Source organism: Paenibacillus sp. 19GGS1-52 (assembly GCF_022369515.1).
Lineage (GTDB): Bacteria > Bacillota > Bacilli > Paenibacillales > Paenibacillaceae > Paenibacillus_AQ.
This window is the reverse complement of record NZ_CP059724.1, coordinates 5,379,900-5,392,280: the sequence shown is the minus strand read 5'-3', so window position 1 is coordinate 5,392,280 and position 12,381 is coordinate 5,379,900. Positions and strand designations below refer to the sequence as shown.

14 protein-coding genes and 2 pseudogenes are annotated in these 12,381 nt (G+C 40.0%); 15 read left to right on the top strand and 1 reads right to left on the bottom strand.

The window, feature by feature from the left end; genetic code table 11:
- Positions 1–139: 139 nt before the first annotated feature.
- From H1230_RS24950 to H1230_RS24930, 5 genes and pseudogenes are all read left to right on the top strand, one after another.
- Positions 140–319, top strand: coding sequence for a hypothetical protein (locus H1230_RS24950; protein WP_239717685.1), 180 nt, complete (start codon positions 140–142; stop codon positions 317–319).
- Entirely contained in the window at positions 312–911 is a 600-nt protein-coding gene (locus H1230_RS24945; RefSeq protein WP_239712525.1) for an ATPase, read from the top strand. The genes H1230_RS24950 and H1230_RS24945 overlap by 8 nt, the downstream gene beginning before the upstream one ends.
- 9 nt (positions 912–920) lie before the next feature.
- Positions 921–1,487, top strand: a complete 567-nt coding sequence (sigK, locus tag H1230_RS24940; protein WP_345773445.1) for an RNA polymerase sporulation sigma factor SigK — start codon at positions 921–923, stop codon at positions 1,485–1,487.
- A 382-nt stretch (positions 1,488–1,869) separates the two neighbouring features.
- A complete protein-coding gene (locus H1230_RS24935) occupies positions 1,870–2,817 on the top strand; it encodes a serine hydrolase domain-containing protein (protein ID WP_239712535.1) in 948 nt (315 codons plus the stop codon).
- 205 nt (positions 2,818–3,022) lie between these two features.
- Positions 3,023–3,287: pseudogene (locus tag H1230_RS24930) on the top strand (sigma factor); the annotation flags it as partial.
- An 83-nt stretch (positions 3,288–3,370) separates the two neighbouring features.
- Here the strand turns inward: H1230_RS24930 and H1230_RS24925 are convergent.
- Positions 3,371–3,961, bottom strand: a complete 591-nt coding sequence (locus H1230_RS24925) for a TetR/AcrR family transcriptional regulator (RefSeq protein WP_239712534.1) — start codon at positions 3,959–3,961, stop codon at positions 3,371–3,373.
- 145 nt (positions 3,962–4,106) lie between these two features.
- Between H1230_RS24925 and H1230_RS24920 the strand changes: the two genes are divergently transcribed.
- The 10 genes and pseudogenes from H1230_RS24920 to sigK (H1230_RS24875) all read left to right on the top strand — a co-directional run.
- On the top strand, positions 4,107–5,108 hold the full coding sequence (locus H1230_RS24920) for an NADP-dependent oxidoreductase (RefSeq protein WP_239712533.1): 1,002 nt from the start codon (positions 4,107–4,109) through the stop codon (positions 5,106–5,108).
- A gap of 19 nt (positions 5,109–5,127) precedes the next feature.
- Positions 5,128–5,907, top strand: coding sequence for an SDR family oxidoreductase (locus tag H1230_RS24915; protein WP_239712532.1), 780 nt, complete (start codon positions 5,128–5,130; stop codon positions 5,905–5,907).
- 141 nt (positions 5,908–6,048) lie between these two features.
- Entirely contained in the window at positions 6,049–6,801 is a 753-nt protein-coding gene (locus H1230_RS24910; RefSeq protein ID WP_239712531.1) for an SDR family NAD(P)-dependent oxidoreductase, read from the top strand.
- A gap of 49 nt (positions 6,802–6,850) precedes the next feature.
- Complete coding sequence (locus H1230_RS24905; RefSeq protein WP_239712530.1) at positions 6,851–7,930, top strand: alkene reductase; 1,080 nt, start codon at positions 6,851–6,853, stop codon at positions 7,928–7,930.
- Between the two features lie 140 nt (positions 7,931–8,070).
- Positions 8,071–8,790: an SDR family NAD(P)-dependent oxidoreductase gene (locus H1230_RS24900; protein WP_239712529.1), complete on the top strand. Its 720-nt coding sequence runs from the start codon at positions 8,071–8,073 to the stop codon at positions 8,788–8,790.
- Positions 8,791–8,910: 120 nt separating this feature from the next.
- On the top strand, positions 8,911–9,174 hold the full coding sequence (locus tag H1230_RS24895) for a hypothetical protein (protein WP_239712528.1): 264 nt from the start codon (positions 8,911–8,913) through the stop codon (positions 9,172–9,174).
- Positions 9,164–10,348 (top strand): TIGR02679 domain-containing protein, encoded by a 1,185-nt coding sequence (locus H1230_RS24890; RefSeq protein ID WP_239712527.1) that lies wholly within the window; start codon positions 9,164–9,166, stop codon positions 10,346–10,348. Before H1230_RS24895 ends, H1230_RS24890 begins: the two co-directional genes overlap by 11 nt.
- Positions 10,349–10,878: 530 nt before the next feature.
- A complete protein-coding gene (locus H1230_RS24885) occupies positions 10,879–11,055 on the top strand; it encodes a hypothetical protein (protein WP_239712526.1) in 177 nt (58 codons plus the stop codon).
- Positions 11,048–11,647, top strand: a complete 600-nt coding sequence (locus tag H1230_RS24880; RefSeq protein ID WP_239712525.1) for an ATPase — start codon at positions 11,048–11,050, stop codon at positions 11,645–11,647. Before H1230_RS24885 ends, H1230_RS24880 begins: the two co-directional genes overlap by 8 nt.
- A gap of 69 nt (positions 11,648–11,716) precedes the next feature.
- Positions 11,717–12,230, top strand: a pseudogene (sigK, locus tag H1230_RS24875) (RNA polymerase sporulation sigma factor SigK); the annotation flags it as partial.
- Between the last annotated feature and the right edge of the window lie 151 nt (positions 12,231–12,381).

The following is a 12,381-nucleotide window of genomic DNA, read 5'->3' as shown; positions in this document are numbered from 1 at the left end:
CGTTAGAGTAAGCTAAACATTGTTAATTATAATTCTTTCGGGCTGATTTGTTCTGTGATGAACATAGGCTTAAGCTAATATAAATTCCGCTTTGCTGTGGTATACTCGAGCTATAAGAAAAAATGAGGTGTTTGTATAAATGATGAAACTTACACAGGATCTTGCCAAATTGATCCGACTAACGGGTGACCGGGCGAAGTTGGATGCTAAAGCAAATGGAACATATATAGTATATAAGACAAATGAGGGGCAAATTGTTAGAGAATATAGTACGGGTAAGATCGAGAAAATGAATGAACAGGATTTCATCCATGAATGAGACAAAGGCAACGATGTTTGTGTTTGCAGGTAATAATGGAAGTGGTAAGAGCACAATCCGCAACTTGATAGTTGACCGGCTTGGAGTAAGTGTAAATATTGATCCGGATGCACTAGCCTGTAAAATTAATAATGGACATCTTGAAAAGAGTAAAGTATCTGCTGGGAAAGAAGCTATAAGAATAGCCAGGGAGTGTATCCGAAATAAGTGGGATTTCACTGTGGAAACTACTCTGGCGGGTGGTAACGTTATTCGACAGATGAGAGATGCAAAGGAACAAGGTTTCGAAATCATTATGTTTTATGTGGGGCTAGGGGATGTTCGGCTTAATATTGAACGTGTTGCTATGCGAGTAAAGAACGGTGGTCATCATATTGAAACCGAGGATATTATTAGACGCAATGTAACAAGTATGAATAATCTGGTATCTCACTTAGACTTGATTGATCAATTAATTGTTGTTGATAATAGTAAAGCAGATGGTGAGTTTATTCTTGAAGCGGATACAAGCGGGATAAAATATTATTTAAATGAATTACCTGAATGGGTCAAAATAATCGATAAACAATTACAGATTAAATACAAAACTTAAAAATAACCAATTCGAATCGGAAACGATCGTGATTGGTTTATTTTTTTGACATCATATCGTGTCCACAACCTCAAAAAATTCGATAACACTGGTGAAGACATGGAGGATCTCATCTCCATCAGCACTATCGGGCTGATCAAGGCGATTGAGAGTTATCGCCCCAACAAAGGCACCAAACTGGCCACTTTTGCTGCCCGTTGTATTGAAAATGAAATCCTCATGCATCTTCGTTCCCTTAAAAAAACACGCAAGGATGTATCTCTGCATGATCCTATTGGGACTGACAAGGAAGGTAATGAAATTACACTGATAGATATCTTAGGCTCCGAAGCCGATGATGTGATTAAAGAAGTGGATCTGAAGATCGAGAAGAGCAAAATATACCGCAACCTGGATATTTTGGATGATCGGGAGAAGGAAGTTGTGGTTGGACGGTTTGGGCTGGATACAGGCGGGGAAGAACGGACGCAGCGGGAAATTGCGAAGGAGCTGGGGATTTCGCGGAGTTATGTGTCTCGGATAGAGAAGAGGGCGCTCATGAAGCTGTATCATGAGTTTTATAAGGTGAAGCGGTGAGAAGTGGAAAGATAATTACAAAGTAGTATTTCATAAGAATAGAACGCTAAAAAGCAACTTATCCAGGATGAGTTGCTTTTTGGTATATATTAGAAGGATATTACAGAAATTTATTGAAAACTAATATAGGGAAATGTAGGAAGTTAATTTTACGAGGTGTACGTGGAAATCCGCTTTATATGGATGGAATTCTAGGATGGGCCATGAAATAACGGATGTGCTCAAGAGGCTGAGAAACCAAATTACTCTTCCATTTATCGAAAACATAAGAATGAAGGGGACTTTTTGATCTAAGAGATGGAACAACTTGTTAACTAAAAGGGAGTTGTAACCAATACAAAACAAAAATAGGTGGCCTATTTCTACACCGGAAGAGCACAACATGAATATGGAATTAATGAGTAAATTCATGAAGGCTGTAGAGAAGGCGAAAATTAAGAGCTGTCTGGTTTTAAAGGAAGGTACTATAATTCATGAGTATTACAAAAGCAATAAAATTAGAGACAACCTACAGAGGATTAATTCATGTACGAAAAGTATCATTTCCATATTGATAGGGATAGCGATTGATAAAGGCTTTATACCTTCGGTTGACGTTACCATGGAACATTATTTTCCTGATATTGTTAACCATCAAGCAGACCCGCGCAAAAAAGACATTACGATAGAACAGCTGCTAACGATGAGCGTAGGGCTGGATTGGCCGGAGTTCGGCGAATGGAACTATATGCCCCCTATGTTTACCCATGATGTAGTAAAGTTTGTATTCGACAGGGAGTTAGTGGATGATCCGGGAAAACGAATGAACTATAATTCGGGTTGTTCTCATGTACTTTCCGCTATATTAACCAGAACCACCGGTATGAAGACTTCGGAGTTTGCTGAGCAGTATTTATTTAAACCTTTAGGTATAGACGGGGATTATCGTTGGTTTGAGGATGCGAAAGGCATTAGTTATGGTTCTGATGGTCTACGGTTACATCCGTATAATTTAGCCAAATTCGGTCAGCTTTACTTGCAGGACGGTATATGGAAAGGCAAGAGAATCGTATCTGCAGAGTGGATCAAGAAATCTACAGAGCCCTGCTTGTTAACTTATGAATATATTGGTCACTATGCTTCTCATTGGTGGGTAGCAAAGCTGGATACTAATGATGATGATTTTTCTTTGAACAATAGGATGTACTTTGCAATGGGAAGAAACGGACAATTTATTATTATCATTCCAAGTTTGCAAACGGTAGTCGTGTTTACAAGCACACTGGACAATACCATCAAACCTTTGGAATTTGTAAGGGAATTCTTGGTGAAGTCGATGAGTAACGAATGAAACGGGGAACCAGTAAAGCAGATGGTGAGATTATTCTTGAAGCAGATACAAGCGGGATAAAATATTATTTAAATGAATTACCTGAATGGGTCACAAAATAATCGATAAACAATTACAGATTAAATACAAAACTTAAAAATAACCAATTCGAATCGGAAACGATCGTGATTGGTTTATTTTTTTGACATCATATCGTGTCTATAACCTCAAAAAATTCGATAACACCGGCGAAGACATGGAGGATCTCATCTCCATCAGCACTATCGGGCTGATCAAAGCTATCTAGAGTTACCGCCCCAACAAAGGTACGAAGCTGGCTACTTTTGCTGCCCGTTGTATCGAAAATGAAATCCTGATGCACCTTAGATCTTTAAAGAAGACCCGCAAGGACGTATTCCTGGATGATAGATATTCTTGGCTCTGAAGCCGATGATATGATCAAAGAAGTCGAAGCTAGAATTCCCCGAAGCTACAATACAGTTTGGACATTCTTGGTTTTAGTAGATAGAGTTCTTTTGCGGTTTTCATTGAATCCAACTAGAGGGATTTGGATTCAAAGCCCCTGTTTGATTAAACGCCAGATACGTTCGAACCTGTCTTGGTAGTCTGGTAAATTCCAGGATTCTTTGAAGGACGGGAGGCTAAACACTGCAAACGCGGAGAGAATCGCCTCTGCCCGTTCGAAGCGGGGATCGTGATAATCCATGATGCCGTCAATAATTTGGTAGGAATCCCAGAGAACGTCACGTAAGACGAGAGGATTGCTATCTACGTATTGCGTATTCAAGGCAAACATCTTGGGATTCTCGTTATAGGCGCGTTTTTTGGCATTAGCAAATGCCCAGAGCCAATCGTGGAGTAATTCCTTTGGATTAGCCGAGTTAGTCAGTTCTATTTGGATTTGTTCTGAAATCATCCGGTTGAACCAGCTCTTAGAGACGGCTGCCCAGAGCTCTTGCTTATTTTTAAAGTGTTTATAGAGTGCTGCGTGGGTGATACTTAATTCATCTGCAATTTGGGAGAGCGTCACTTCGGATTTTTCCGTGCGCTCCATTAATGCCTCGGCTGTTTCAATAATGAGCTCTTGTGTGATTTTAGCCATCTTGTTGCCAACCCTTTCTTCTTCAATAAATTCCTTAATCATCGTTTATACACCTGCCTGTATTTTAGCATATACAATAGTGAGTAACAATTGTTGACTTTTGTAACCTGCGGTATTATGCTTGTTGTGTAAGTTACAAAAACTAATAAATGTTACTTATTATTCAGTGCAAAGGAGGCCATTAATTATGAAAGCAGCACAGATCACCAAATATTCAAAAAGATTCAAAGTAGAAGTCAATGATATTCCAGTCCCGGAAATAAGTGATAACGATGTCTTGGTCAAGGTGAAGGCAGCAGCGGTTAATCATTTGGAATTGCTCATTGGTACCGGGAGCGTGAAGCTGATCCAGGATTATGAGTTCCCGTTGGTACTGGGTAACGAGCTGACAGGTGTTATTGAACAGGTCGGTAAGAACGTCCATGAATTTAAAGTTGGCGATGCCATTTATTCACGCCTGCCACTACACAAAATCGGTGCTTTTGCTGAGTACGCGGCGATTAGTGCAGATGCTATCGGGCACTTACCTGCTAATCTGGATTTTGTGACTGGTGCTGCTGCGCCATTAACAGGATTGACTGCTTATCAAGGGTTACATGAACAATTAGCTGCTAAAGCTGGCGAAAGCGTGTTTATTCCTGGAGGTTCGGGTTCATTTGGCCAAATGGCCATTCCTATCGCCAAAAGCATGGGTCTGAGGGTCATCGTTAGTGGAAATCCGCAAGCGCGTGAACGGACAATGGCGGCTGGAGCAGACCAATATATTGATTACACGACTGAAAACTATTGGGAGCAGCTTAGTAATGTAGATTATGTGATGGATACGTTGGGACCAAGCGAATTTGATCATGAACTTTCCATTATTAAAGCAGGAGGTCGCCTTCTTTCTCTGCGGACCGGCCCTAACAAACGTTTCGCCGAGCATATGGGCTTGCCAGGTTGGAAGCAAAAGCTCTTCACCATTGCCGGAGCTAAGTATGATTACAAAGCGAAGAAAAAGAGAATTCAATATCATTTCATTTTTGTGCGCAGTGATGGCGAACAATTAAAGAAAATTACGAAGATTATTGAAGATAACGGGATTGTACCAGCGGTGGACCCGACAGAATTCCACATTGAAGATATTAACGAAGCACTGAATTTTGTTGCAACAGGTCATCCCAAAGGAAAAGTCATTATCCAATTTTAAAGGGAGCAGATGATGAAGAATGAAATTAGTAAATAGAACGATCTTGGTGACAGGCGGGACATCCGGGATTGGATTTGCTTTTGCCAAACGTTTTCTTGAGATGGGAAATACCGTGATCATTACGGGGCGTTCACAACAACGCATCGACCAAGCAGTAAAGAACAATCCGGGACTCATTGGAATGGCGGCAGATGTTAGTGATCCCTCAAGCGTTGAGCAGCTTGCCAAAGAACTCGCTATACACTATCCGAAACTGGATATTGTTTTTAATAATGCTGGTATAATGCACGAATTTGACTTATTTGATGAAAATATTACCTATGAGTACCTCGCAGCAGAAATCACTACAAACTTAAACGGCACCATCTATGTCACTAAGGCTTTGTTGCCACTGTTAGCCAAGCAACAGGAGGCAATGATTGTTAACGTCAGCTCACTGCTTGCTAATATTACAGTTGCTAACGCACCGACTTATTCTGCAACGAAGGCTGGAGTCCACATGTTCAGTGATGCATTACGCGAGCAAATCCGTGCCAAAGGAAAAAATATTCATGTGATGGAACTTTGCCCACCCGTTATTTCTGAAACCAATCTCACAGACACGTATGATGAAGGGTTCCTGAATAAGATGATCTCTTTGCCATTAGCGAAGCTTGTTAATGCTGGTATTAAAGGGATGGAAAAAAACAAACTACGAGTGAACGCAGGTTTTGCCAAAGTTATGCGCTTTTCAATGAAGTTCGCCCCGGATTTCATCACGCATACCTGGGGTCAAATAATTCTTAAAGAACAAAGTTAATAATTAATTCTTTACCGATCGTTCTAGTTTTGGTATACTAATGCAAGTTAGATCTAACAGTGTAGTTTTTTTTGTTTTAATTAGAATGATCATTCTCAAATTCTTAATCACAATACTTATAGAAAAAGGGAGAGAATAGCGATGAAGTACACAGTGATCACAGGAGCAAGCTCAGGTATAGGATATGAGGCTACGTTGGCGTTTGCTGCACGCGGCAAAAACTTAATTTTGGTAGCAAGAAGATTAGACAAATTAGAAGAGCTCAAATCAAAAATTCAGGATATGGATCCTAATGTAAATGTTATTGTTTGTTCAAGTGACCTGTCTGTTACAGAACAGGCCTACACACTGTATAACGCTTTAAAGGAATACCAAATTGAGACATGGATTAACAATGCTGGGCTTGGTGAAGCTTCTTTTATAGCAGAACAGAATTTAGATAAAGTTGAAACTATGTTACGTGTTAACATCGAATCCTTGACGATCCTTTCTACACTATTTGTGCGAGATTATGCTGATGTAGAAGGAACTCAGTTAATTAACGTATCATCCGCACTCGGATATGCCATCGCTGTTGGGAGTGTTGCTTATTCTGCATCTAAATATTATGTTAGTGCCTTCACCGAAGGGCTCGCAAAAGAACTAGAGCTTAAAGGTGCGAAAATAAAGGCGAAAGTTCTAGCACCTGCAATAACCGAAACGGAATTTGTGAAGAAATCCATAGATGCTGAAGAATTTGATTTCAAAGCAAACATGCCTAAGTACCACACTGCCAAACAAATGGCGGGCTTCATGGTGGATCTTTATGATAGCAACGAAGTGGTAGGTATTGTGGACCAGAACTATGTTTTCAATCTGAGAGGTCAAATCTATCCAGTAATTTCAGAATTTTAAATCGAATTAATATATCCGTGTAGCTTCATTAGAAGAGGAGAGTATCAGAATGGGGAAATTATGGAGTAAAACGAAAATTGGAAACCTGGAATTACCACATCGCTTAGCGATGTCACCAATGACACGCAGCAGAGCTGAGGAAGATGGTACACCGGGAGAACTCATTTCCCTTTATTATGCTCAAAGAGCATCTATGGGATTACTTATTAGTGAAGGAGCACAACCTTCAGATGATGGTCAAGGTTACTTAAGGACACCTGGGATCTATACGGAAAAGCATATTGAAGGGTGGAAGAAGGTTACCGATGCCGTGCATGAAGCAGGCGGATATATTTATATTCAATTAATGCATGCCGGTCGTGTGTCGCACCCTGACAATACACCTCATCATCGGCAGCCGGTTGCACCTTCTGCAATTGCACCGGGAGTAGAAACTTTTACGGCTACAGGCATGCAGGATATCCCCGTACCACGTGAGTTGAGTAAAGAAGAGATTCAAGTAACCATTGCAGATTATCGTAAAGCTGCGGCCGCTGCTATTGCAGCAGGCGCTGACGGCGTTGAAATTCATGGAGCAAATGGTTATCTAATCAACCAATTTATCGGTGAAAATTCCAATAAACGGACGGATGAATATGGTGGATCTATAGAAAATCGTGCTCGCTTCGCGATTGAAGTAGCCAAAGCCATCATTGACGAGATCGGGGCAGAGAGAACTGGCTTCCGCATTTCGCCAGGGACCCATCTTGGTGGGATTCAAGATGGTGAACAAGGTCCTGATCTTTATCGTTATCTGACGCAAAAATTAGCAAATTTGAATTTAGCTTACCTTCATATTATGCACCTCGGAAACGATGAATTGCTTCAAGATATTCGTTCCTTGTGGACGAATCCGTTGTTAGTCAATCGGGCTGGACGGGGACTGGAGAATATTGGTGTTGATATCGAGAGTGGTCTTGCTGATCTGGCACCTATTGGGGTATGGTCATTGGCTAACCCGGATTTTGTGGAACGACTTAAAACAGGCGCTCCATTAAATGAAGCAGATCCTGCAACATTTTATGGTGGTGGAAGCAAAGGTTATACGGATTATCCTACGTTGAAAGAGTTGGAATCGCAGAAGGGCTAAGTATAGGTTGTTTCGAAAAAATCAATGTTTCACAGACATTTATATTACAAATGGACAATAATGCTTAAAAATGGCGTACGACTGAAAAATTGTACGCCATTAATTTATCTGCAAATCATCGGGTTATGGAAAAAAACACCTTGAATGCCGAACTTAATATTGTCTTGAAAGAAGGTGAATATGAATTGAAAACAATGGTCATAATCGGTGCAGGACCAGGTCTGGGGTTCTCACTGGCCAAGATTTTTGGAAGACACGGATTCCGTATCGCTATGGTTTCAAGAACACAGGAGAAGTTGGACCAATATGCTGAGCAGCTAAACAAGATGGGCATTGAAGCTCAGGGTTTTGCTGCTGATATAACAAACAAAATGAAGCTTACCAGTGCTTTTCAAGAAATTAAGAATACATTTGGTACAATAGATGTCATGGAATTTAGCCCACATAGTGGAAATGTATCTACGACATCTGTTCTGGATACGACAGATGAGAGCGCACTTCAAATTTTCAACAATGTTGTAATTGGAGCGATTAATTCAGCAAGACAAGTCATTCCAGAAATGACTGAACGAGGTGAAGGGGCGCTGCTTTTTACAAGCGATCTTTCAGCAATGATTCCAAGCTCGATGTTTGGGAATTCAGGTATAGCCATGTCAGGGTTGCGAAACTATATCCTTAATTTACACGAGCGTTTGCTTCCTCTCGGGGTATTTGTTGGTCATTTATCCATTAGTCCTTTGATAAAGAAGGGTACAGGTTTTGATCCTGATCAAGTCGCGGAAGCTTGGTACAATCTATATGAGAAAAAGTCAGAGGCAGAGGATACTTTCCCCAAGGGAATCATGCAATTTATTTCCTGATCGTTGTATAATGAATTGCTTGAGGTGATTCCATTGGTAAGAACCAAAGAATTTGAAGTTAATGAAGTGCTTGACAAAGCAATACAACAGTTCTAGATGCAAGGTTACGGGAAAACTTCAATGCATGATTTAGTAGGCGTTATGGGAATTCACAATATTGCACAAATGTTCCAACTGGTACACGACTTTGAATCCGATTATATTATGAATTCCCAGGTGTTATGGGGGTGTTACGATACGGTAGATGAACTCTCCATTGCTCAAATTCTACGCTCTGTAGATTCTCCAGTGCTCGCTGTTGCACGTTACTATTGGGACGGCAAAGAAAAACATCTTCTATCGCTTGAGCAAAATATAGAGGAGTATTCTCGCGATGCAGGATAAGTGGCAACTAATCGAGATTTTTCGGCGTAGTGGCGGCTTCAGCCGCTTCTTCGATTTGTATCGTAAGAAGTTTGAAAGCTATGGAGCATTCGGCACCATTAAAATGCTGCCTACTAAAGAAGAGGAAAAAGCACTACGGGGGTTTCTTGGCGTTCGATACAAGGGGCCTCGTTTTCCAGCAACAGACTTTGAAAAAGCGGTCATAGAAGCAGGTTACTCAATTTCTCTATTTGAATTGCTAGAGCTCTATTATGGCCGTCAATTGCTCACTAAGCGTGAACAAAAGGACTTGAAGGTTTTAGCCTGGGAGAACCTTTTTGTGAGCATAGAACAAGATTTTATTATTCAATTTAATATCTCTGATTCTGAACAAAAATGTTTTTCTCAGAAAACATTTAATTGGTTTGAAAGATTAAAGGAAGGGGAGGTCAAAGGTCATAGGATTTTGAGTATTGCATTTGACAGAGATGCAAATGTTGGTTCTGAATTATTCACCTGTATAAGCGCTCTATGGCATTTGCTAATGAGAAAAGACGAGATGTTCAAAGCTTGTGGAATATCTACTGGAAAAATTAGATTGCCTATGTTCGCTGCGTATGTCACCGAAGATTCACACGCTTTTGATAAAACAAATGTAATAGGAAGATTATTATTGAATGCTCTCAATGATATAAGTAGCCAAAGTCTAATGCTAGGCGAGAATGTTGATAGTCATTTGACAGTCATACCAGACTATTTGCTAGAACGTCAAATTTATAGGAATTTCGACATTTTAGATGATGATCTTAGTTCGATTTCACATGTTTTTGTACCACACCTAGTTATTGGAATCTCTCCTCGAACATTAAACTTACGTGAATTTGAAGAGATGAAACAACTTCCAAAGTACTCGTCAATGTATATTATTGAAAATCCGCCTGTCATTTCTTATCTAGTAGATGAAACTATTCATTTTCTTAATCTAAACAAATTAACTTTGGAACAACTGCCATCAGATTTTCCAGCTTTACTTTGTACTATAGGTCAGGCTAGAACCGCCTCTAAAGTATTTATAGAAAAGTGTCTTAAAGCAAACCCAAACTGTGTTATTTATTATTCCGGAGATCTTGATGTTCCAGGCATTCAGATGATGAATAATATGAAGGAACAATTCTCAGCAGAGTTTTATGCATGAGTGTCTGCTGTGTTTTCTGTTAATCAGGATGATAAATGAATTAAACAAACTATTGTTAATTTAATTTAACTTGTAATCTTTGATATGTATCTTTACTCGATTTTACCTGTATTTATTGGGGGAGGCTTTAAAACATATATTACATTTCTTTTTAGTGAATTATTTCAAATGAAACCAAATACGCTAAGAAGCAATGAAACTCTTAGATATGAATAGAGAATTTATAGTAGCCTGACAAAATTGAAGAAGCAAACTTTGTACGAAAGCTCGCCTAGCGATGAAGTAACAGTTGAGAGTAACATGTTCTCTCGGTTCGTCAGAAGAATTTTAAGGAGACAGAGAGCAGCCACAAACACCTGGCATTCACCAGTGTTAGTGGAAATCTGTAGACAACCTGTATGCATGAGATATTGAATTCTCAATCTTACAGGTTAATTGCTCATACGATGCACACGGACTTAAGCAGATATAAATTACACTGTACTGTGGTATACTCGAAATATAAGTGGAAATGAGGTGTTTCTATATTGATGGACCTTACGAAGGATCTTGCCAAATTGATCCGACTAACGGGTGACCGGGCGAAGTTGGATGCTAAAGCAAATGGAACATATATAGTATATAAGACAAATGAGGGGCAAATTGTTAGAGAATATAGTACGGGTAAGATCGAGAAAATGAATGAACAGGATTTCATCCATGAATGAGACAAAGGCAACGATGTTTGTGTTTGCAGGTAATAATGGAAGTGGTAAGAGCACAATCCGCAACTTGATTGTTGACCGGCTTGGAGTAAGTGTAAATATTGATCCGGATGCACTAGCCTGTAAAATTAATAATGGACATCTTGAAAAGAGTAAAGTATCTGCTGGGAAAGAAGCTATAAGAATAGCCAGGGAGTGTATCCGAAATAAGTGGGATTTCACTGTGGAAACTACTCTGGCGGGTGGTAACGTTATTCGACAGATGAGAGATGCAAAGGAACAAGGTTTCGAAATCATTATGTTTTATGTGGGGCTAGGGGATGTTCGGCTTAATATTGAACGTGTTGCTATGCGAGTAAAGAACGGTGGTCATCATATTGAAACCGAGGATATTATTAGACGCAATGTAACAAGTATGAATAATCTGGTATCTCACTTAGACTTGATTGATCAATTAATTGTTGTTGATAATAGTAAAGCAGATGGTGAGTTTATTCTTGAAGCGGATACAAGCGGGATAAAATATTATTTAAATGAATTACCTGAATGGGTCAAAATAATCGATAAACAATTACAGATTAAATACAAAACTTAAAAATAACCAATTCGAATCGGAAACGATCGTGATTGGTTTATTTTTTTGACATCATATCGTGTCTACAACCTCAAAAAATTCGATAACACTGGTGAGGATATGGAGGACCTAATCTCCATTGGCACCATCGGACTGATCAAGGCGATTGAGAGTTATCGCCCGAACAATGGCACCAAACTGGCCACTTTTGCTGCCCGTTGTATCGAAAATGAGATCTTGATGCATCTCCGTTCCCTTAAAAAGACCCGTAAGGACGTGTCCCTGCACGATCCGATTGGGACGGACAAGGAAGGGAACGAGATCACGCTGATTGATATTCTAGGCTCTGAAGCCGACGATGTCATTAAGGAAGTAGATCTGAAGATCGAGAAGAGCAAAATCTACCGGAACCTGGATATTATGGATGATCGGGAGAAGGAAGTTGTGGTCGGACGGTTTGGCTGGATACCGGCGGAGAAGAGCGGACGCAGCGGGAGATTGCGAAGGAACTGGGGATCTCGCGGAGCTATGTATCGCGGATTGAGAAGAGGCGCTCATGAAGCTGTATCATGAGATAACACTTCAATTTCTACTTTTCAACTAGGAAAGAAAGTCGTCTTGTAATCTAATAATATTTGCAAAAAAGCGCCGTCTGCATAATGGGTCGACGGCTTTTTTAGTTGTATTTCTCTAAAGTTGCGGCAAATCGATTTTCACAATAAAACAGGAAGACCGCACAAAGCGCAGTCCTCCTG